This is a genomic window from Paenibacillus sp. J22P59 (assembly GCF_059383895.1).
Genome location: NZ_JBXENX010000026.1, coordinates 1 through 18,103 on the forward strand (window position 1 = coordinate 1; position 18,103 = coordinate 18,103).

The following is an 18,103-nucleotide window of genomic DNA, read 5'->3' on the forward strand; positions in this document are numbered from 1 at the left end:
GATACGCCGCTGATCAGCGCTCCAGCCTCGCCTTACTTTTGCATCCTGCTCCGCTCGTATAGCTACAATGCTGCCTAGCGGTGTTTCTGGCATTAAACCAGATAACAGCGCACAAAACTCGTCCCAAGGCATATCAGCATGTTGACGAATACGGATGCCGTACTGTGCCGCTAGACTCGCTTCGATCAGCGGCCAATCATCATGCAGGTCATACCAGTTCTCAGGCGTTTTCTGCCCGTTGAAATCGCGCGGCGGCATCCTCATAACTAATACCAGACTGAGCCGCTAGAATCCCCGTAGACAGCACCTTGACATTTTCTAGGCTAAAATCCATAACACCAATTTCGTTAAATGCCTCTTCGCCTAGCGCACCCTTCAACGCATCCAACATACCCTGCAACCCTTTGTCAGCCGCCTCCTGAAAGGCAAGAACCGCCTGGATACCGCTATTGATTGGGTACTTCTTATCGTCGATCTCAATTGCCGGTCTCTCCGTGCTAAATTTACCTGATAGATTAACAACCTTTGACATGTGTTATCCCCCTTATGGTGCAGCCGGCGTAAATGTCGGCTTGCCGTCGCTTAATAGTTCAAATTCCAATCCATCAATATTCGTGCTATCACCGCCTGCTGGAGACGTCAGGTTAATGACGCAATTCATAGCAAGCTTTGCTCCACTTGGCAGCGTCCACTCGAATTTCGTTTCCACTTCTTGCCCGGTACCGATCATCAGGCCTGCAATATAGTCGTTCCCCGGATCGCCGTAGTTACGTTTACCACTAAAGCTGATCGTCATGCCCTTACCTGTTACCGCACGCCTTGTCCAGCCTCCTTGGTCCATTGGGCTCCACTCTTCCGTGTTGCCGTCAATACTGATGGTAAACGTCTCCAAGTCCTTTACTGTGACCATATCCCCTGGCGCTGTTGATGCACGGCCATTAATACCAATTTTGAAAATATTATTATGAACCGGAAAAACACCCGTTTCTGCCAAATCAATCCCCTACCTCTCGTAATAGATAACAACCTCGATTACATATTCATAAATGCCTTCATCGTCAGTGCCCACGTTGACTGGCTCAGGCGTTCGCATATCAAATATTGCTTTGCGTCCATTGATCTCTGCCATCTGGCCAAACATAGCAGCAAAGACCTCCAGTGCCTTGCGCTCTGCAGCGTCGGGATTCTCGCCCCAGTGAACAAGGATAGATACGCCCTTGATCGCATAGCTTGTCTGGCTCAATCCACCAAGTGCTATTACTGGAGAGCCTGCATTTAGGTTATACACCCCAATGCATTGCGGTTTTTTGCCATCCAGTTTGCCAATGTACCAGCTTGGGCACTCAACCTGCGTCTTAAGCCAGTCCTTCACTTGTGCCAGTGTCATCATTTTTTGATGAACCCTCCCGCAAACTTCTTCCATAAATCCTTGAAAACCCGTTTAACAACATTGTCCTTCTTGCCGTTCGCCCACTCCTCTAACCACATCCCCTGCGCGTTACGGTTTTTGTCACGGCGGAAGTTGTATTCTGGGTGAAAGTAGAGGCGACGAGCATACGGCGTGTCATAGATCAGCGTCACTTTGCCTTTTTTGCTTGTTGACTCGTCGATAAATACACTGCGTTCAAGCTCACCTGTCTGCTTAGGGACAACCTCCGCTGTCATGATGTCGCCCAGGATACTGTCTTTTGATGCATCTAAGGTATGTTCCAGCGCCTTAATAGCGGCGTCCTTAATCCGTTTGACAGCTTTCGGGTCCATTTTTCCGCGTGCTCTGACTTTGCCCATCAGCTCAACTCCAATTCGGTCGAGAATATACTCCCATCCGGGTGTTGTGGGCGGGCTGCACGAAATATGGAGCGCTGAGCTCCAGCGACTACGACATAACCTTCAATCAATTCGCCCGGGTTAATATCTCCTTGAATGATCACCTTGCCTGAAAGTGTCACCAAGCGGCGCTCCTTATCTAGCATCTGTCGCATCTTTTCGTCAAAGCAACAAAGCCCGTCGAAGATTAACTCCTCGACAGGCCCTTGGTCCTCGGATAATTCAGTTTGATAAACTTGGATTGGAGTTTTTAGTATCCATATCGGAAACGGTAACTTGCCACGCATCATCATATCCCCCTATTGGTCAGCCCTGTAGACCGCAGAAGACTTGTGACAGCCTCAGTGGTCTGTACGCCGCCAGCACCCTCCACAGACTTAAACGACAAAGACAAGCTACCTGCGCTGTAACCTGATAACGGAAACGTCAAGTAATCGCCATATTGGTAGCTAAAGTCTGCTTGTTGACATACGGCCTTGATCACACTGACCTGCTGAAAGGCAGACAGCCCGACCATTCCGCGTCCAACAATGCGGTTATAGGTCAGGCTGTCTAATTGATCGGACGCAAGCTGCAGCTCATGCTCAAGCTCGGCTACTGGAATCTGCCCGTTACCATATTGCGCATAATCCTCCGCTGTAGCGTATGCCATGTGAACACCTACTTCTCGCCTTTTTGGGGTTTCTTTGCTTCGGCGAGCTGCGCCTCAAGCTCCTCAATACGGTCCAGCGCTTTCTTATGCTCAGCATAGGTCACTGTCTTGGATGGCGATACCTCAATCGTCACAAGCTCGCCGCCCTCTTCCTTGGCAATATCATATCCTAGCTTAAGATAGCCGGATGCATCAGCCTCATCAATTTTAAGTTGTTTGTTACCATTAACTGCATATAGCATCAGTCATTCTCCTTTCATTGGCTCTTAGGCCTGTCTGTTGATCTGTACGCCTGCTACCTTTCGGGCAATTACAAACAAATCTGTATAACGACGATTTTGGTACAGGTAGCCGTCGCCGCCTGTGTGTGAGCCTGGTTCCCACAAATAGATGGCACTATGCTTCACTGGCGCGAGCACGGCAGATGGATGTACAAGAATCATATTGATTTGCTTAGCACCTACACCCGGGACAGCACCGTCAGTAAAGTCATAGACAGTCTTCATACGGTCACTTGGCACAGATATAAGCGTCACATCATCCAGCTTTCGTACAGCACGATCAATCGTGCCGTTGTTTGTTTGAACACCGATGTAGCGCTGTACGTCCTCTGCACTCTTCAATAACTTTTTGACTGTTGGGGTGACATAGAGGATACGTCCGCTTTCTGGTACGCCTGCCTCGTCCATTTTCTCCATAAGGTTGTCATATACGGTCAGTACGTTCGCTGCTGTCAGGTCTGTTGTATCAGCCGTTCCGCCATGAGTCGTAAATTCGGTATGCAGCTTGCTGTAACGGTACTTGTCCAGTTCAGGAATCGCTTGTTCAGTCTCAAACACATTCGTCACATTGGCTGCGCCTAATGTTTGGTTGGTCTCGTCAACGTCCATAGCATCGACATAGAACTCGACGTCACGATCATGTTCCAGTACCTTAAGCTCAAAGTCGTTTGCAATGGCTTGGCGGTTCCAACCGCCTGTACGGCTATGGTCCTTGTAACCGGCAACGTCCAGACGTGGCATTTTGATTGTCTTAGCACCCATCCACATTGCATTTTGTGTTGTTAGCGCCGACGATGTTAGCTCCTGCGCATATTTCTGTTGTAAAACCGTTTGAAACGAATCTACGTAATTGTAAGGCATCGTTTAATCACTCCTATTCTTTTGTTGAAACTCCGAAAATTGCAGCCAACTGATCATTACCTGCCTGACCGGCCCCACTGCCGCCTCCACCAACCTTGAAACCACCGTTTCCCTTGTTCTCCTCTTGCTTGAAGAGGAATGACTTTGCTTCTTGCAGCCCTTTGAGCTGCTCATCTAATCCGACAACCTTGTCACCATCAATAACCAGCTTTGTGCGGTCAAACAAGCCTGCAGCAAGCCCCTCGTCATGTACTTTGCCTGTCAATGCCGTTTTAATCGCATTTGTCAGCGTCAGTTCCTTTAGATCAGCAGCATATTTATCCGCTGCAGCCTGATTATCTGTTTGCAGCTTACTGATCTGCGCTTTTAATTCCTCACTGGTTCCTGCATCTTTGCTGAGTGTTTCGAGCTGTTTGTCACGCTCTTTCAGCGTGTCCTCTGCTGTCTTCTTGGCGGTGTTCACCTCGTCAAAACGCGCCTTGGGCACAAAGCCTTTCAGCTCATCCGCAGAGGCCGCAGCAGCCTTTGTAGCCTGTTCCTCAGTCAATCCCAATGCAACAAACTCTTCCTTCGTCATTCTATATCCCTCCATATTCATCTTCGCTTGTTAACCCGGTAGCGTGTCCGGTGATGTCTTGTTCTTTAACGTCTGCAATACCAAAAAGACGGCATATGAAAACGGGCATTGCCTACTCGACAACCCCCTTACTCGCTTCAATATAATCTCTTTCGGATGGTCTAAGCTGTTCTCGGCTTCTATCCCTCCGCAGCTCATCATTAGCTGCTAGATGGCCGTTCAATCGACCTTGCCACTCTTTGACCTTAGCCTTGGCAGCAGCTTGGTTTTCTGGATCGACACTACCAGCCTCGCGACGTTTGTATTTACGGATCTGACGCTCCATATAGCGCTGTTTCTGCTCATCCTTGTAGTTACCTAGCGCAACCTCATCATCAACTGGCTCAGGCAAACGGCTCCGACCAGGAAAAAAGGTTGCCATGTTGTGGCGGCAGTTAGGATGAAACAAACCTGCAGCAATCGCCTTGCTTAGCAATGGGTATTTGCCATCCTTCGCGCTGCCCTTGCTATACACATCGTCTATATAAACCTTACCTTGCCATGGCAGACATAGCGGGGAGCAGTTATTATGCGCTGATACAGCAACAGTGCGCACCCCTATTTCATCGCGCTTGGCTCCCTCGCCAGCAAAAACAGCACGCTGGGAAGCTGCCCGTAATGTCATTTCGGCGTAACTGGCAACATTGACGCGGCGCCCATTGGAATAGGTAATACAATCTATCCCCTTATCCAGAAAGTCCTGTGTTGCCATGTCAATGGCTTTTCCTAGTGACGCTGCACCAGCATTCATGTGGACTTGTGCTTTGAAGATCGTCTGACGGTACACATCATCCATCTGTCGCAGCATGGCATGCTGGGCTGCTCCTATCTCGCCCCGTGAAGCTTTGACCATTGCCCCAATACGACGCTCGTTAAGCTTAAAGAAATTGCTATCATCGTCCTGACGCGGTAAAGGCCTTGTAATATCTTGCCGCCTACCGAAGCCAAAGCGATTCCACAACCGGCCAGCAAGGTCCGCTGCCTTACGGGCACCACGTTTAAACGATCCGCGAATGCTCTTGTCAACCTCCGCCTCAATGTCTGGCTTCTTTTGTTCGACAATTGCCTTGTTACGAAGTCGATATGCCTTAAATGAGGCCAGCTTACGCGCCTGCCATTGCGTCCATTTAAATCCATGTTTCTCTTGCTCAGCTTCATGACGGGAGAAGTTGCGCTTCATGCTCTTAATGAGGTCTAGCTCCATATCAGTGAATATCTGACGGATTTTGTATCTACTCATTGCTCATCATCGCCTGAACCGTCTTCCTCATCATCTGGAGGCGGATCTCGATTAAGTGCTGGCTCCGATGCTTCCAATAATCCCTGTTCGGCCTTCAAGCGCTCTACTTCCTCAGCCTTTTCCTCGTCTGTCCAGGTGTCCCCGTACATCTCTTCGACAGCACGCTCGATAGACATTACGCCGAACGTCCGCGCCTTGCCGACTGTCTCCACTACGCTGTCAAAGCTCGGGCTTGCATATTCTCCGAATGTCACCGTAGTCTCATAATCGGCTGCTGTGCGGTTTCGCATCGTGTCGTATACTTTAAGCGCCGTATCAACCAACTGCGGGATAACCTTGTTCAGCACCTCGACTATTTTGCCTCTGGTATATAGGGTTGCTTTCTCCTTCTCGCGCTGCGCCTCGGCGTTATCAAGCTTTTTGAGGTCAATACCTAACGTGGACGGGCTAATGATGCCCTGTAAACACATATCTAGGGTACTGGCGTACGACCCCATAAAAGCCTCGTATAGTATAGCCGGTTGAACCGTGTTAATTTGTCCTTTGGCTTCCTCTGTAAGTGGAGTACTCAGCTTGATAAACTGATTGTCAAAGGGATTAGGACGCAATAGCTCACCTGTCTCCGTAGATCGAGGAATCATGTCCTCTGGAATGTACTTTTGTACGCGGCCAGCGCGAATTGCGTCCACCCATTGGCTAATTACCTCGTCCAATGCGTCGAACTCATCATTTTTACTGTCGAATAGCGATTTCCCTCGACCTGTCCACTTGGGAGATTTGTAAAACTGGATCGGTACAGCCATAATCCATGTGCCATCATACGTAATCTCTGGCTGCAGGTGAGCTGTCTCAGGAACAATAGCAAGTGTTACCTCTTTACCATAGGAATCTAGCAGCCTTGAACGTATATAGCCCCGTCCAAAAGTCTCCTCAAGCCGGTAATCCTTATCCTTGTAGCGGTAATCAGTATAGAACAGCACCTCTTGGAGCCGCCCACGATGCCGCTTGTAGTCAACCTGCTCACCGCTGTAAAACTCGATGATCGGGTATTCCGTCACATCTGTATCGACCGTAATCTTGAACGCTCCGTCACCAGCAACCAGCGTATCTGTAATACTCTCACCTAACAGCTTGTCAAAGCCGTTGTCCTCAGCTATCGCTTGCCAGTTGTCGGTTACCTCTTGTGGCTGCAGCTCAATTGAATCCAAGTCTGCGATAACAATGTCGCTAAGCGTTTCCGCAATCATGGAAGGCAGCCCACTGTGGATTTTCCTTATACGTAAACCTTGGGATGCACTGGCTGCCCAGAAGCGTGCTCTACTCACATTATCCGTGGCTGTCTGCATCGCAAATTGCTCTAGCTCGGAAGGATCACCACGATACCATAGCCTATTTCGTAGCACGTTGGTGCCATAGCTTAGCGGCTCGGTTATCATAATGGCTCGATTCTCTGGCGCTGGATTTATCTTAAGCATCTTCATGACCATGTTCTTTAACCACCCCATTCTAGTTACACCTCCAATCTCCGTTTGAACGGCTGCACAGCGTATTCGCTACTGTCCAAGCAGTCCACTGGATAGCTACCATCGTCTGTCCGCACCCATTCGCCTGCCATTCGTTCCTTCTCGTCCCATGTCGCGTTCTCCAAAGCCTCAAGCCATTGCCGCATGTGATGCATGACCTTATAACGTCCTTGATTGATCAGGATGTTGGTTAGCCGTATACGATCGACGATGCCCTCTTTCTTGTAAGCCGGCACTACTTGAATATGGATGCCTCGTCGTCGCAGCTCATTGGCAAGCGCCTGCCTGAACAGCTTATCAGCCGACTCCGCAAAGATATGAGCATACGACAAAAAGGCCGGATAGGTCTCCGACCACTCTACGACTTTATCCACGATCTCTTTCGCATATCTATCATGTGTGAACCCTGACTCTTTACCTTGTTTATGGTAATAGCCATCCAGCAACACAACATCTTTATACTTGGCTGTCATACCTGTCAGAGTAGCCACCGTCGCGTCTGTGCCCCCGATGTCTATTCCAATTGAGAACTCGATAAAGCGATAGTCCTTAATGTCTTCCCGAGTAACGACAACAGCATTGCTATAGCCAGTGTAGATCCGCCCCGTCGCCGCTGTTCGCTTACCCTGAATATCAGCCTTATACCATAGGCTGCCTTTGTCATACGTAGCGAGGACCGTCTTTAAGCGATCATCTGGAATACTCAGGTTGCCCAGCACCGTGAAGTGTCCGTAATTGTACCCGGGATTTTCACCACGCTCAAGCAGCTCGTCCTGATAGTCTAGCACGTCACTGTAAAACCAATGAGAGGGTGGCTTCGGGTTGAGGTCGAAAAACAGCTGCCTATAGCTACTCGCTAGTGTCCGGTCAAATACCTCCTGAACAAAACTCTTATGGCACTCGTTAACCTCAGTGCCGTAGACCGTGCCGTATGAGTTACCCTTGATCCGTGCAGCATCGTTCTTTTTACCGCCTCCAGCTATGATGATGATCTTCTCGCCAGTCTTTGTCTGGATGTACAACGCATCGCGGTTCTTATACTCACCCTCTCGACATCTGCCAGCAAATAGCCATTGAAGCCCGAAGCCGTTAGAGTCGATTACATTCATCTTAGCCGCGCCTAGGCTGACACCAAACACTAGGTGCAGCTTATCCGGGTGAATCTCTAAGCACATGGCGTAGGCAATCAGGTTGATAATGTTCTTGCCAGCTCGCTTGCCTCCCTCAGCCACATTGAGCCAGCTATCTTTGCTACGGCGGATATACTCGGCCTGCTTAGCTGTCAGAGGTGCATACTCAATCATCGTCCAGTACCCTCTCAGGAGCTGGGTTATTAATTAGATCGGCTAGCGCTGTGATTTGGGCGTTTGGATCTACGCCGTCTTTGTTCGGCACCTTGGATTTGAGCACGTCGATACGTGCCTTCTGCTCCTCTGTAGCCAGCTCCGTGCGTAACAAATCATCATACTGTCGGATCAAGCTTTGCAACGTTGCCATGGCTCGGCTCTGCGCTTGCAAGAAGGTAGCCTGTTTGTCCCAAGCATGCTGGACTTCCCATCGTTTCTCTGTGCCAAACATACCCGGCTTATCACCAACCAATGTTTTTGTGCTGTCCGTTTGACCCTTAACGTACATAATCTGCTGGGCCCGAATAATCGCCGTGTACTGAATCATGATGTTATCCCAAACAATATCAAGTGGACCCTGTTGCTGGAGCTGCTGCATGATCTCCAAGGACTCAGCAGGCAAATACTTTTGGAATAGGCCGTGTGATACGGCATTACTATTTCTCGAAGGAGCTCCACCGTTATTGCCAACAGCGTTTTTGTTGCCTAGCGGTGCACCTGGCTTTTTTGTATGCATACCTTTTTGAGAGGGTGCACCCTTCACACGCTCCCAGCCATGCCGCTGTTTCCACGACTTTACTGTATTGATCGAGACCTCGTACTTGTCGGCGATCTCCTTGTATTTCATACCACGCTTATAATCGGCCTCTGCTTTTCTATGCATTCTTCATGCTCACCACCTCCGCCATTGTGTTGTTTTGGATAAAAGAAAAAGCACCAGGCAGGGTGCTTCTTACTTAATTTGGATTTCTAATTAAGAATATTAATCTGTTTAATGCAAATTATAATAAATAAGGAGGTGAATATTCATAATGATTAAAATCGATAAAGCCCTGTGGTCCCAACTGTCTCAATCTGAACAAGAAAAGATAATTAATGGTTTGCGCTTGACTAATAGTATTTCCCCCAACGATACGATTGAAGGGGACGATTCCCTGGACTTGGTTCATGAGTGGGATCCAATCAAAGACATCTGTAAAGCAGCCTGTAATACTGCTGCTGCTGCTGCTGCTGCCTGGTGCACAGCGAACACTTCAGGCGTTGCTCTTGCTGCCTGCTTAACTGCAGCAGAAGAAGCAAGAAAAGCATGTCGTGACAGATGTTAGAGTAGTTTTGCCAATGCCCGGAATTTATCCGGGCTATTTTTGTGAAGGTATTTTAGAATAGTTTTTTTCATGTAATCCTGTTCAGTTGCTTTATGCGTCTCTAGCATCTACATTATCACCACCCCCGACGTTATGTTGGTTTTAAACAAAAAAAGCACCTCATTGGGCGCTTTTCTTTGATTCAATGTTATCATTGAGATTGTTCATATTTAATTAATAATCTTAAATTAAAAAAATCAATAAACTGATATCCGAAATTAGTTAGATTTGGATGATCTGAATAAGAAGAAAAACCTCTACTTCCATATTTTAATTCTTTGTTTATTCTATCAAAAATCTCTTCTTGAATCTGACCAGCACTTTTAATACCCAAATCAATTAAACCCGTTTTCTCTAAGTGGTTATCTATATATGTTTTATATCCATCATCGTCATATTGCTTTTTCACATCATCAGGCTCTAAAGCAAGTCTGACATCTAGTTTGTAAGTACCCTTTACTATGGCTTCGTTCTTTAATTTTCTATACTCTTCCGTGAATTCAAGAAGTCTTTTTATTTCATCAACTCTAAGTTCTCTCAATATATCATAATAAACCATTATTCTATTTTCTTCTTTAAAACCGGTAGTTAAAATATTCTCAAATCCATTAATGATTATATCTACTTTTTCTTCTTGCGCCTCATGCAAAAGCTCATCAAAAACAATAGGGAATACCTTTGTTTTAATAATATTCTTTAAATCATGATCATTTCTGCTGGATACCCAAGAAGAGAGCGAGTCTAACTTTTTTTCCAATGTCTTGACTCGATTTGTTAATCTGTGCATCTTATATGCTGACATTACACTTCCAACATAGGGAACTACTTGCCCTATAGATTCAATTAATTCTGCTATTTCTGAATCCGCTTCAATTCCAAACAACTCTGTTATAGCAGGTATAGAAGGCATAGCATTATATACTGGCATTCATCCATCCTCCCCTTATATCAAAATAATACATCATCTACCAATATAGGACAATGTTTGATATAATAAGAGTGACCGCTCGGGAAGCACCCGGCGGTTTTTTCATTTCAAAAGAAAGGGGGATTAAAATGTCCAAGTCACATGAAGAAATTGCAAGTGATATAGTTATTGCTTGGATTACTGCAAGGGGTTCAAAACAAACAGGTACCGTTCCTGTACCTCAGGATATATCTGCTTGTTTTAAAACTGTACTTGAAGGAATTGTAAGCGCATCTCGTAGCGCCCATAACAACTAACGCAATATCCGTCGCTTGGCAAACTTGTGTTGCAAGCGACTTTTTTAGTTCATATAAAACAACAATCAATTCAAGTGTGCTCATTCTGTAACATAAAAGGCCGTCCATCGGTTGGACGACCTCTCTATATAAATCTCAACACTAATAGAATATCACGGTTTTTCAATACCGTGGGTGCCATAAAAGTACCATCTTACCGTTTGCGCATTCTCTTGTTTCTACGTGGTATGCCGGAACTTATGCGTTTTATGTGCCGCTCACTATACCCAAGTCTATCAGCAATTACTTTCAATGGCAGACCAAGCGCATCTCTTTGATACTCTACTGCTTGCTCAAGGCCCTGTATTTTTCCTATGGTCTGCTCCATACGTTGCCTTACTTGCTCTTTATCCTTTAGAGCCTCCAAGGTGCTTAGCAGCCCTGCAAGCGCAACGTCATACTCTGCCAACGCTTTATCCAGGGGAACGACTACAGGCTGTCCAGCTGCCCTCGGTAAGCCGTTATGCATTTTCCTCCTCGCATACTTCAAACTCTTTTCCTGATCCTCTGCACGCAGTTTCAGTAATTCAATCTCCGCGCAAATATCCTGATAGGCTATGACACCATTTAAATTTATTACCTGTTTCATTATCTTTTCTCCCCTCCGTCCAGTAAGAAATTAATTAATGTGTACTTTCGGTATACCCAGTGCCTTTGCCAGCTTGCTACGTGGTATGTGCTTATGGTTATTGAAGTAAAGCTGCTGATCTAGCGTATGATCCCCTTATTTTGTAACCCCCGTTACTCAAATGTATTGTATAATGTTTACAATACAATTTATGGGATGGTGTTGGTGTGAAACTTTTGCATGAAACAGCTAAATATTATTTTGTCTGTTGTGAGAAATGCAATAAAGAAAACAAAGTTCTGCGTACTAATTGTCAAGCAAACGATATAGGTTTTAAATCAAATACTATTGTAATGTGTTCCTGTGGAGAATCTTCGAATATTATTAAAAAGCCAGTAAATAAAAATATATTCAAAGATCCTGATAATTCAAACGAACAACTATCTTGCCCTAAGTGCAAGTCTTCTCAATTGGCAGCAAGCGACAAAGGGTTCAGTTTTGGTAAAGCTGCTGTTGGAGGTGCATTATTAGGTGGTGCTGGTCTACTTGGAGGATTCGTAGGTAGTAAAAAATTGATGGTTGGTTGTATGAGTTGTGGGCATAAATGGGAAGCAGGAAGTATCTAAACCGATAAACTACTAGCTTCAAGGGTGATTTTTTAGATCACTCTTTTTGTGTTTATCAATAAAAGAAGTGAGTCCTAGCGAAAATTCTACGAATGTTAATAAAGCAAATGTGCTGCTTCCCAAGTTCCTCAATATTCAGTCGGTGTTCAAAATCAAGACTGTATGACCGTCCTCTTTTTCATCCGTACAACGTGTGCAAAGCTTCAGCTCTTGCATCTTCTTGAAGCTGTACGCAGATCCGAACAATCTCCTATATTTCTGACCTGTATAGATCACGCTGCCGCAGTTACCGCAATAATGCCATTTTCGAGCGGTGCGGTATTTATCGCTGATTACCACCGAACTCATACGACCACTTCATGTCCTTCCGTATTCAACTGCAAACCTAGTCCTCCCTTAAATCTCCTATAAAAGGGCATGTGCTTTCGATCCAGCCAGCCAAATCCTCTGCTGATTTAGATGGCGGCCACTCGCCTAAACCATCCTTTATGGATTGCACCAGCGCCTCATATCGTGTCTTGTAGTCGAGTGGCGGTTTTTCGTCTTCTTCCAAAGGTAGATTTATTTTTGCCCAATGGGTAACCCAACCGATTAATGCGTTATTAATCATCCAACTGTATTCTCCGACCCCTGTCACTTTCGCATGCTGGGCGATCAATACGCGATGTCCGCCGGTTACTAAGTGGTTTCGATGACTCTCGATTGCACGGCTCGTAGGATCGTATTTAATCCATTCAATCATTGTTTTGTACCCTCCATGTCATTCAATATTCAGTCGGCGTCCTTGTGCTATTACCGAGACCATCAGCAATCATAAAACTTGTAAATATTAACATTTGATTGTAAAATCTCATATAAAGGCGGTGTTTACAATGAACTTAGTAATATCCATATTTGTTTTGCTTGGAGCATGCTGCATTCCCTTTCTCCCAATGTTCATCGTTTTCAAAGCGTTATTAAAAAAAGAATTACCGAGTAATAATTACACTCCATTTGACTACATTACAGCCCAATCTCCAGTTGAGTTTCACGATGAGAAACAAGAGAAAGAAGAAGATGAGGACCATGGTGATGATAAAGACAAAAACTTAATTGTGTCAGTCCGTTCTCAAGCTGCTGGACATAATAAATAATGTGTATTTAATCAGATACATACTTTGGCCTTAGACATGCTTCTCTCCCCCCTGTATTTCCGTATTCAAGCTATGTTCACCCATATGACCGCACCTCTCGGATGATCGTACGGAACCGGCTCCAGGTAAATTACTGGCGAACTCAGCTCCCACGCATAGCATTTCTTGTACGGGATATCATAATCCGCACTTATACGATGATTTTTGAACCCCTGATACATTGCTTCTTGCGTAACCTGAAAACTATTAGTTAAAACCACAGTTCCGTAAATCATTCCCGTCCCACTTTTAATGATTGCGATGGTCCCGCGTATCTTTGTATTGGAACCTCTTATCTCCCAGTTCTTTTTCCCCGATAGAATCAGGTCTGCCCAATTTGGTTTAATTATGAGTCCTTTCACAAATGGAATCCTCCTACGGCCTCATCTATAATGTCCTGATTTATTCCTATATAGCGCATCGTTATCATTGGGTGAGAATGATTAAATATCTCCTGTAGCAGCGCCACGTCCTTTTAGCGCTTGTAAAAGTGATAACCGAACGTCTTGCGTAGCGTATGCGTTCCGATCTCAATCAGCCCGACCTCTGCCGCGGCATAGTTGAGTATGCGGTAAGCCTGCACACGGCCAATGTTCTGCTTCGTCCGATAGCTCAGGAACAGCGGCGCGCTGTCCGGCATGCCCTTCGTGTAAGCGTTAATGATCTCGCGCAATTCCGAGTTGATAGGGAACCGCTTTTTCTTCTTCGTCTTACCTTCGACTATTCGGATGTGTGACTTATTCCTCACGTCTTTGACGTGCAGCTTGAGCAAATCTCCGATCCGCAGCCCAACGTTAATTCCCATGACTAGCAAAAACCAGTCTCTCTCCGACCGTTTCCTTAGCGCTGCCTTCATTCTCTCGAGCTTTTCCTTGCTTCGAATAGGTTGTACGACTTCCATGGTCATTACCTCCAGTCATGAAAACCTGCTATTCATTGAGATGTATTAAAAATCTCGTTCCACGTTTCTTTAAATCGGTCTACTCCATTCGGCTGCTCACCCTCAAGATCATCCCAGCACTCCGAACAGATCAACGGACGTTCTGTTTTTTCGGTGCGGATAGCTACAGCCCCGCAAACATCACATGGTTTTGTACCCTGCACTAACGTCATTCTTACGCACGCTCCCTATTCAATATGTTGTATCAGACAGGCTTGCAATTAATCGTTATAATCGTAATCCTCATCGACGTTATCGTTGTCCGCAATAATCGTTGCGCCAGTTGCATAGAGTTGGAACAGGAATTTATCAAAACCATAGAAACCATTAAGCACTTGCTTGTTCGTTAGCTCTTTATTATCTATTTTCAAAGTCGAGAGACGCCCTACGTTCTTATTCTTTTCGTCTCGTGCAATGTAGAAGGAATATTTGCAGCCATACTTGCTCTCATCGCTCTCTGGATCGAAATAAACATGGATACCTAAGCTGAAACTATCATCATAGTAAAAGCTGATGGATTCGCCATCTTTGTCATGATCCTCATTTTCCTCTTTCTTCATTTTTTCGATGATCTCTGAAAGCTTCCATTCTTTCTTTTCCAAAGGTGTGAACATCGCATGCAAATCTCTCTTTACACGTTCAATACCCTCTGTCTGAATCTGATCATCCAAAATCTCTTGCACTGCATTAAGCAAAAGAACGTTATAACCCGTCAGATTCAGCCTGTTCATGTCAACATTCAGGTTCTCTTTAACGTGAGTTTCAAGCGATGTTTTAAAATCACTACGGTAGCCGCCAATAAGATCATCGACAACCGAACTTACTGTTTTCTCAAGAGCCTTTTTAACAACTTGCTGCACAAAGCCAGCTTCTGTCATTTCCGATAAAGCATTGTTCACCATTTTATTAAGATCCATTGTCATATTCGACACTCTCCCTGTTTCGATTAGGTATTCACTGGATTGCTTCATCGACTTCGCTTGATTCGCCAGTCAATTTAGGCTCTACTACAACTAACTGACCGTCTGATATATCAAAAGAGACTTGATACCGTTCGCCCTGGTAATAATCAACGATTGGAGCATGCAATTTTATCTCCCTTTTAAAATTTAGAATATTCCGTCTATTGGCTCGATAAATCTCCTACCACTCCTCTAATATCACCTACAATAACTGTAAGAGCATCGTCATGAGACTGGATGTTTGCGACATCTGGCCTGTCCTGCAACAATTCTAATCGCTCTGCTGCTTCCAAAAGATCATTCACAAGGAACGACGATTTAAATTGCCTTGCGTAGCCCCTCAACCGTTCAGATAAACTTATTAGCATTCTTTTTTGCTTCCTCCACTTCCGCAACATTCTCCCACAGTTCCGCAAATCTAAGATTTATGGTCTCTCTTATCTCCTCAGATTTACGTCTGCTGCTGGCTTGCATTTCGGTATACATCTGGCGTGCCAAATGATCTAAGCTCTCTAGCTTCTCCCGTATCAGCCATTCAAAGCTATCCCAAACTTCTTGTTCGCCCTTCGGAATTTTCATTAAGCCGACCTCCTGCAGCTCAGAACGGTAAATCCTGCTTGCCATCAAGCTTAGCTGCTAACGCCTTCATCTCCGCTAGCCTCTCAGGTGATGGGCCCTCGTTGCCCGATGGAGCAGGCTTGTCCTGTACGATCTCTATGTGAGGCCTACCAGATGGAGCCTTGCCTCCCCGGGTGAAATTATTCGATGTGTCCTTTAGAGCAAATACACCTTGCCAACCATTGAGAATTGATTGTTCCAAAATAGCTATTTTGTCATCGTCGCTGCTTGCCAGCTTATTCAGCTCACCTAGCAACAAAGTAACTGCTCTATCAGTCAAAGGCTTTTTGATTTTCTTTCGGAATTCAACAAATGATTCCAAGGTTTCAACCAGCATCGTATTCGACGTGTAAACGGCGAAGGTATTCTTTTTAGATTTTTCTTTGGTTTGGTTAGGTACGGTACGGTTAGGTACTGTAGGCAAATGATTATTTAATGAATCTGTTTCATCATTAGATGAATCATTAGATGTAATATTAGATAATTCATTGATTGATTTAATAGGTATCAATTGCATATCTACTGATTCAGGAAGATTTTTTCCCTTTTTAGAATTGCAGCTCCGACAGGCCACGACTAAATTGTCCGATGTTGATGGTCCATCAGGATCCACATGGTCGTATGTTCCGCCTTTTTCTGTCTTCCGATCAGCCCAATCAACCGTTATTCCACAGTACCTACAACAATCACCGTCTCGCTTTCTTACAGCGTTAATAGATCCGTCCTGATATGCTTTTCGCATTTCTGATGCACGCGTGTTCTTCTTTTCCCTACTCTGCATTAGCTTTCCAGCGTAGTCATACCAATCGTGCAATCTAAGTTCACCGGCTTCATCGTCCACAAATTTTGCATCAACCAACGATTTTAATAGAGCATCAGCGTCATTCGGCCAATCCATAGCATCCGCGATGTCCTCAGGATCAAAATCTGATAAATCTCCGTCCTGGGCGTAGTCGATCGCCCACCACCAAAGCAAATGAAGGTGTCCAATGGCCGCTGGAACAGAAATGCCCAGCTTTCTTGATAGCTTTTTTGTCTTCGGATGCCGCGCTAATTCCTGATGACTTTCGATCCATGCCACTCTCTCACCCCTCCTCTTTACCTGTCATCTCGCAGCCAAATGATGCGCCGCTCAAAGTTGTATTTGACTGGTTTAAAGCCAGGGTAGGCAAGCGCTATATAGCACTCTACCTCCCTTTTAAATTCATCTAGATCATCGCCAGCTATCGACCATATACGATCGCTTACTCCTATTTGTGTCAGAGGTTTATCGTTGACGATCATATAATTCCTCCCGTTTGGCCTTTGCCCATTCCATGCCAGCGCGGGTCGAGTCTATCCAGTTATGACAGGTGCCCGTATTTACTTGTGGACCGCACAGCATGAGTATGTCCCATGGCTGTACGCCAGCCTGTCCAAAGTTATGTCGGCGCTGATAATGTGCTGCCTCCAGTCCCCAGCGATGCGAGGATAATTGCCCTGGTCGCCAGCCACACCGCTCACAGCAGCCGCCAGACCGCGCCGCGGCATCCGCATATACGTCCTTGCTGACCGCCCCGCGCTGCTTGGCTGTCTTGCTACCGCGCTTTCTCTTATCCGGCTTTGGCGCTGGATTGTATTCGCAGGACAAGTCCCTGACTACTCGCGCCATTAGTACAGCTCCAGAGCGCGGTAATGCTGAACCCGTACCTTCTTTGTCCTGCGGCAATAATCACAGCGCTCGCAGCGTTTAGGCGATTCGAGCTCCGATTTAACTGCTTTAACACGCTCAATGTTCTTTCTGACAATTTGGAGGCCCGCCCAAACATCGTCGGGGTCAAACATTATAACTGCTTTGTCAGGCGGGTTTTCTTTTGTTACGACAACCAAATGAGGAAACACACACATTGACCGCTGCCGAACTATCCGTTCTACTTCGGCGTACACCGCCATTTGGACGTTGTAGCCATAAAAATCTATAAAATGCTCATAAGACTGAGCTTCTTTAGACCAAAACTTATCATTCAGAGATTTAATTGCTTTCAAGTCAGCTAGTGAGCCAGTATCCTCAATGTTCGGCTGATAACTGTCGATCATAATTTTCCATGGAATACCGTATAGCACGGCTGTCAGAATGACTTCCTTGTCCCCCGCAAGAACCTTCATGGCTACTTCGTCCGTCTCAAGCGTCTCGATCATCTTATTAAGATGGCGGTACTCTGCTTTGAGTTGGCCCTTGGTCTTGCCGCGGCTGCTGTAAATTTCGGGATGCTGATCCTTAAATTCTGACAGTGTACCATCATTCCAGGCGTGGACGTACTTCCCCTCGACGAAAGCTGCTTTTTCTACCCGTTCATACTCCCCAGCCAGCTTAGCCATTGCCCGAGCTTCGCAGCCACCGTATGCAGGAAGAAAGCCCTTAAACTGACTTACAGACATATAATGCTGGTTTGCAGCTCGACTGTAGTAGTTATCCTTGGTCAG

31 protein-coding genes and 1 pseudogene are annotated in these 18,103 nt (G+C 45.8%); 4 read left to right on the plus strand and 28 right to left on the minus strand.

The window, feature by feature from the left end:
* The 14 genes from AC50YO_RS25125 to terS all read right to left on the minus strand — a co-directional run.
* The coding region (locus tag AC50YO_RS25125) for a Gp15 family bacteriophage protein (protein ID WP_494851284.1) at positions 1–258 on the minus strand (258 nt) is incomplete at its 3' end.
* A complete protein-coding gene (locus AC50YO_RS25130) occupies positions 221–532 on the minus strand; it encodes a hypothetical protein (RefSeq protein WP_494851285.1) in 312 nt (103 codons plus the stop codon). The genes AC50YO_RS25130 and AC50YO_RS25125, both read right to left, overlap by 38 nt.
* A gap of 12 nt (positions 533–544) precedes the next feature.
* On the minus strand, positions 545–994 hold the full coding sequence (locus tag AC50YO_RS25135) for a phage tail tube protein (RefSeq protein WP_494851287.1): 450 nt from the start codon (positions 992–994) through the stop codon (positions 545–547).
* 9 nt (positions 995–1,003) lie between these two features.
* Positions 1,004–1,390: a phage tail terminator protein gene (locus AC50YO_RS25140; protein WP_494851288.1), complete on the minus strand. Its 387-nt coding sequence runs from the start codon at positions 1,388–1,390 to the stop codon at positions 1,004–1,006.
* On the minus strand, positions 1,387–1,788 hold the full coding sequence (locus AC50YO_RS25145) for a hypothetical protein (protein WP_494851290.1): 402 nt from the start codon (positions 1,786–1,788) through the stop codon (positions 1,387–1,389). The genes AC50YO_RS25140 and AC50YO_RS25145 overlap by 4 nt, the downstream gene beginning before the upstream one ends.
* Positions 1,788–1,982, minus strand: coding sequence for a hypothetical protein (locus tag AC50YO_RS25150; protein ID WP_494851291.1), 195 nt, complete (start codon positions 1,980–1,982; stop codon positions 1,788–1,790). Before AC50YO_RS25150 ends, AC50YO_RS25145 begins: the two co-directional genes overlap by 1 nt.
* Before the next feature lie 134 nt (positions 1,983–2,116).
* Positions 2,117–2,479: a head-tail connector protein gene (locus AC50YO_RS25155; RefSeq protein ID WP_494851293.1), complete on the minus strand. Its 363-nt coding sequence runs from the start codon at positions 2,477–2,479 to the stop codon at positions 2,117–2,119.
* 8 nt (positions 2,480–2,487) lie between these two features.
* Entirely contained in the window at positions 2,488–2,721 is a 234-nt protein-coding gene (locus tag AC50YO_RS25160; protein WP_494851295.1) for a hypothetical protein, read from the minus strand.
* Positions 2,722–2,745: 24 nt separating this feature from the next.
* Positions 2,746–3,621 carry a capsid protein gene (locus AC50YO_RS25165; protein ID WP_494851296.1) on the minus strand — a complete coding sequence of 292 codons (876 nt, stop codon included), beginning with the start codon at positions 3,619–3,621 and terminating at the stop codon, positions 2,746–2,748.
* A 13-nt stretch (positions 3,622–3,634) separates the two neighbouring features.
* Positions 3,635–4,198, minus strand: coding sequence for a phage scaffolding protein (locus AC50YO_RS25170; protein ID WP_494851298.1), 564 nt, complete (start codon positions 4,196–4,198; stop codon positions 3,635–3,637).
* A gap of 112 nt (positions 4,199–4,310) precedes the next feature.
* The gene (locus tag AC50YO_RS25175; RefSeq protein WP_494851300.1) at positions 4,311–5,477 is read right to left on the minus strand and encodes a phage minor capsid protein; all 1,167 of its coding nucleotides are present in this window, start codon (positions 5,475–5,477) and stop codon (positions 4,311–4,313) included.
* Positions 5,474–6,982 carry a capsid protein gene (locus tag AC50YO_RS25180; RefSeq protein WP_494851301.1) on the minus strand — a complete coding sequence of 503 codons (1,509 nt, stop codon included), beginning with the start codon at positions 6,980–6,982 and terminating at the stop codon, positions 5,474–5,476. The genes AC50YO_RS25175 and AC50YO_RS25180 overlap by 4 nt, the downstream gene beginning before the upstream one ends.
* A 5-nt stretch (positions 6,983–6,987) precedes the next feature.
* Complete coding sequence (locus AC50YO_RS25185) at positions 6,988–8,304, minus strand: PBSX family phage terminase large subunit (protein WP_494851302.1); 1,317 nt, start codon at positions 8,302–8,304, stop codon at positions 6,988–6,990.
* Entirely contained in the window at positions 8,297–9,010 is a 714-nt protein-coding gene (gene terS, locus AC50YO_RS25190; protein ID WP_494851303.1) for a phage terminase small subunit, read from the minus strand. The genes AC50YO_RS25185 and terS overlap by 8 nt, the downstream gene beginning before the upstream one ends.
* A 148-nt stretch (positions 9,011–9,158) precedes the next feature.
* On the opposite strand from terS, the gene AC50YO_RS25195 reads away from it, so the two are divergent.
* Positions 9,159–9,452, plus strand: a complete 294-nt coding sequence (locus AC50YO_RS25195) for a hypothetical protein (RefSeq protein WP_494851305.1) — start codon at positions 9,159–9,161, stop codon at positions 9,450–9,452.
* A 190-nt stretch (positions 9,453–9,642) separates the two neighbouring features.
* Here AC50YO_RS25195 and AC50YO_RS25200 read toward each other — a convergent pair whose 3' ends face one another.
* Positions 9,643–10,419: a hypothetical protein gene (locus AC50YO_RS25200; protein WP_494851307.1), complete on the minus strand. Its 777-nt coding sequence runs from the start codon at positions 10,417–10,419 to the stop codon at positions 9,643–9,645.
* Positions 10,420–10,547: 128 nt separating this feature from the next.
* On the opposite strand from AC50YO_RS25200, the gene AC50YO_RS25205 reads away from it, so the two are divergent.
* Positions 10,548–10,715, plus strand: coding sequence for a hypothetical protein (locus AC50YO_RS25205; RefSeq protein ID WP_494851309.1), 168 nt, complete (start codon positions 10,548–10,550; stop codon positions 10,713–10,715).
* Between the two features lie 193 nt (positions 10,716–10,908).
* Here the strand turns inward: AC50YO_RS25205 and AC50YO_RS25210 are convergent, their stop codons facing one another.
* Positions 10,909–11,343: a hypothetical protein gene (locus AC50YO_RS25210; RefSeq protein ID WP_494851310.1), complete on the minus strand. Its 435-nt coding sequence runs from the start codon at positions 11,341–11,343 to the stop codon at positions 10,909–10,911.
* A gap of 206 nt (positions 11,344–11,549) precedes the next feature.
* On the opposite strand from AC50YO_RS25210, the gene AC50YO_RS25215 reads away from it, so the two are divergent.
* On the plus strand, positions 11,550–11,948 hold the full coding sequence (locus AC50YO_RS25215) for a hypothetical protein (protein ID WP_494851312.1): 399 nt from the start codon (positions 11,550–11,552) through the stop codon (positions 11,946–11,948).
* 135 nt (positions 11,949–12,083) lie between these two features.
* Here AC50YO_RS25215 and AC50YO_RS25220 read toward each other — a convergent pair whose 3' ends face one another.
* Together AC50YO_RS25220 and AC50YO_RS25225 are read right to left on the minus strand one after the other, a co-directional pair.
* Entirely contained in the window at positions 12,084–12,296 is a 213-nt protein-coding gene (locus tag AC50YO_RS25220; RefSeq protein WP_494851313.1) for a hypothetical protein, read from the minus strand.
* A 37-nt stretch (positions 12,297–12,333) separates the two neighbouring features.
* Complete coding sequence (locus tag AC50YO_RS25225) at positions 12,334–12,690, minus strand: hypothetical protein (RefSeq protein WP_494851315.1); 357 nt, start codon at positions 12,688–12,690, stop codon at positions 12,334–12,336.
* A gap of 130 nt (positions 12,691–12,820) precedes the next feature.
* On the opposite strand from AC50YO_RS25225, the gene AC50YO_RS25230 reads away from it, so the two are divergent.
* Positions 12,821–13,081 (plus strand): DUF3951 domain-containing protein, encoded by a 261-nt coding sequence (locus tag AC50YO_RS25230; protein WP_494851317.1) that lies wholly within the window; start codon positions 12,821–12,823, stop codon positions 13,079–13,081.
* A 65-nt stretch (positions 13,082–13,146) separates the two neighbouring features.
* On the opposite strand, the gene AC50YO_RS25235 is transcribed toward AC50YO_RS25230, so the two are convergent.
* From AC50YO_RS25235 to AC50YO_RS25280, 10 genes and pseudogenes are all read right to left on the minus strand, one after another.
* Complete coding sequence (locus tag AC50YO_RS25235) at positions 13,147–13,482, minus strand: ASCH domain-containing protein (protein WP_494851318.1); 336 nt, start codon at positions 13,480–13,482, stop codon at positions 13,147–13,149.
* Positions 13,479–14,021 (minus strand): annotated as a pseudogene (locus AC50YO_RS25240) (site-specific integrase). The gene AC50YO_RS25235 and the pseudogene AC50YO_RS25240 overlap by 4 nt, the downstream one beginning before the upstream one ends.
* Positions 14,022–14,053: 32 nt before the next feature.
* Positions 14,054–14,233 (minus strand): hypothetical protein, encoded by a 180-nt coding sequence (locus AC50YO_RS25245; RefSeq protein ID WP_494851320.1) that lies wholly within the window; start codon positions 14,231–14,233, stop codon positions 14,054–14,056.
* 48 nt (positions 14,234–14,281) lie between these two features.
* On the minus strand, positions 14,282–14,983 hold the full coding sequence (locus AC50YO_RS25250; RefSeq protein WP_494851321.1) for a hypothetical protein: 702 nt from the start codon (positions 14,981–14,983) through the stop codon (positions 14,282–14,284).
* Between the two features lie 200 nt (positions 14,984–15,183).
* Positions 15,184–15,390 carry a hypothetical protein gene (locus AC50YO_RS25255; protein ID WP_494851323.1) on the minus strand — a complete coding sequence of 69 codons (207 nt, stop codon included), beginning with the start codon at positions 15,388–15,390 and terminating at the stop codon, positions 15,184–15,186.
* A complete protein-coding gene (locus AC50YO_RS25260) occupies positions 15,371–15,601 on the minus strand; it encodes a hypothetical protein (RefSeq protein ID WP_494851324.1) in 231 nt (76 codons plus the stop codon). Before AC50YO_RS25260 ends, AC50YO_RS25255 begins: the two co-directional genes overlap by 20 nt.
* 19 nt (positions 15,602–15,620) lie before the next feature.
* Positions 15,621–16,721, minus strand: coding sequence for an HNH endonuclease (locus tag AC50YO_RS25265; protein WP_494851325.1), 1,101 nt, complete (start codon positions 16,719–16,721; stop codon positions 15,621–15,623).
* Between the two features lie 17 nt (positions 16,722–16,738).
* The gene (locus AC50YO_RS25270) at positions 16,739–16,924 is read right to left on the minus strand and encodes a hypothetical protein (RefSeq protein ID WP_494851327.1); all 186 of its coding nucleotides are present in this window, start codon (positions 16,922–16,924) and stop codon (positions 16,739–16,741) included.
* Positions 16,908–17,291 (minus strand): hypothetical protein, encoded by a 384-nt coding sequence (locus AC50YO_RS25275; RefSeq protein ID WP_494851329.1) that lies wholly within the window; start codon positions 17,289–17,291, stop codon positions 16,908–16,910. Before AC50YO_RS25275 ends, AC50YO_RS25270 begins: the two co-directional genes overlap by 17 nt.
* Positions 17,291–18,103 (minus strand): PD-(D/E)XK nuclease-like domain-containing protein (locus tag AC50YO_RS25280; protein WP_494851331.1); only part of this gene is annotated, 813 nt, incomplete at its 5' end. The genes AC50YO_RS25280 and AC50YO_RS25275, both read right to left, overlap by 1 nt.

Bases quoted from the DNA above. Each gene is read 5' to 3' on its own strand.
- AC50YO_RS25225 (WP_494851315.1), bottom strand. From the start codon at position 12,690: ATGATTGAATGGATTAAATACGATCCTACGAGCCGTGCAATCGAGAGT.
- AC50YO_RS25155 (WP_494851293.1), bottom strand. From the start codon at position 2,479: ATGGCATACGCTACAGCGGAGGATTATGCGCAATATGGTAACGGGCAG.
- AC50YO_RS25130 (WP_494851285.1), bottom strand. From the start codon at position 532: ATGTCAAAGGTTGTTAATCTATCAGGTAAATTTAGCACGGAGAGACCG.
- AC50YO_RS25165 (WP_494851296.1), bottom strand. From the start codon at position 3,621: ATGCCTTACAATTACGTAGATTCGTTTCAAACGGTTTTACAACAGAAA.
- AC50YO_RS25230 (WP_494851317.1), top strand. From the start codon at position 12,821: ATGAACTTAGTAATATCCATATTTGTTTTGCTTGGAGCATGCTGCATT.
- AC50YO_RS25150 (WP_494851291.1), bottom strand. From the start codon at position 1,982: ATGCGACAGATGCTAGATAAGGAGCGCCGCTTGGTGACACTTTCAGGC.
- AC50YO_RS25250 (WP_494851321.1), bottom strand. From the start codon at position 14,983: ATGACAATGGATCTTAATAAAATGGTGAACAATGCTTTATCGGAAATG.
- AC50YO_RS25185 (WP_494851302.1), bottom strand. From the start codon at position 8,304: ATGATTGAGTATGCACCTCTGACAGCTAAGCAGGCCGAGTATATCCGC.
- AC50YO_RS25210 (WP_494851310.1), bottom strand. From the start codon at position 11,343: ATGAAACAGGTAATAAATTTAAATGGTGTCATAGCCTATCAGGATATT.
- AC50YO_RS25220 (WP_494851313.1), bottom strand. From the start codon at position 12,296: ATGAGTTCGGTGGTAATCAGCGATAAATACCGCACCGCTCGAAAATGG.
- AC50YO_RS25245 (WP_494851320.1), bottom strand. From the start codon at position 14,233: ATGACGTTAGTGCAGGGTACAAAACCATGTGATGTTTGCGGGGCTGTA.
- AC50YO_RS25205 (WP_494851309.1), top strand. From the start codon at position 10,548: ATGTCCAAGTCACATGAAGAAATTGCAAGTGATATAGTTATTGCTTGG.
- AC50YO_RS25270 (WP_494851327.1), bottom strand. From the start codon at position 16,924: ATGATCGTCAACGATAAACCTCTGACACAAATAGGAGTAAGCGATCGT.
- AC50YO_RS25180 (WP_494851301.1), bottom strand. From the start codon at position 6,982: ATGGGGTGGTTAAAGAACATGGTCATGAAGATGCTTAAGATAAATCCA.
- AC50YO_RS25195 (WP_494851305.1), top strand. From the start codon at position 9,159: ATGATTAAAATCGATAAAGCCCTGTGGTCCCAACTGTCTCAATCTGAA.
- terS (WP_494851303.1), bottom strand. From the start codon at position 9,010: ATGCATAGAAAAGCAGAGGCCGATTATAAGCGTGGTATGAAATACAAG.
- AC50YO_RS25275 (WP_494851329.1), bottom strand. From the start codon at position 17,291: ATGGCGCGAGTAGTCAGGGACTTGTCCTGCGAATACAATCCAGCGCCA.
- AC50YO_RS25175 (WP_494851300.1), bottom strand. From the start codon at position 5,477: ATGAGTAGATACAAAATCCGTCAGATATTCACTGATATGGAGCTAGAC.
- AC50YO_RS25170 (WP_494851298.1), bottom strand. From the start codon at position 4,198: ATGACGAAGGAAGAGTTTGTTGCATTGGGATTGACTGAGGAACAGGCT.
- AC50YO_RS25200 (WP_494851307.1), bottom strand. From the start codon at position 10,419: ATGCCAGTATATAATGCTATGCCTTCTATACCTGCTATAACAGAGTTG.
- AC50YO_RS25160 (WP_494851295.1), bottom strand. From the start codon at position 2,721: ATGCTATATGCAGTTAATGGTAACAAACAACTTAAAATTGATGAGGCT.
- AC50YO_RS25140 (WP_494851288.1), bottom strand. From the start codon at position 1,390: ATGATGACACTGGCACAAGTGAAGGACTGGCTTAAGACGCAGGTTGAG.
- AC50YO_RS25145 (WP_494851290.1), bottom strand. From the start codon at position 1,788: ATGGGCAAAGTCAGAGCACGCGGAAAAATGGACCCGAAAGCTGTCAAA.
- AC50YO_RS25255 (WP_494851323.1), bottom strand. From the start codon at position 15,390: ATGCTAATAAGTTTATCTGAACGGTTGAGGGGCTACGCAAGGCAATTT.
- AC50YO_RS25260 (WP_494851324.1), bottom strand. From the start codon at position 15,601: ATGAAAATTCCGAAGGGCGAACAAGAAGTTTGGGATAGCTTTGAATGG.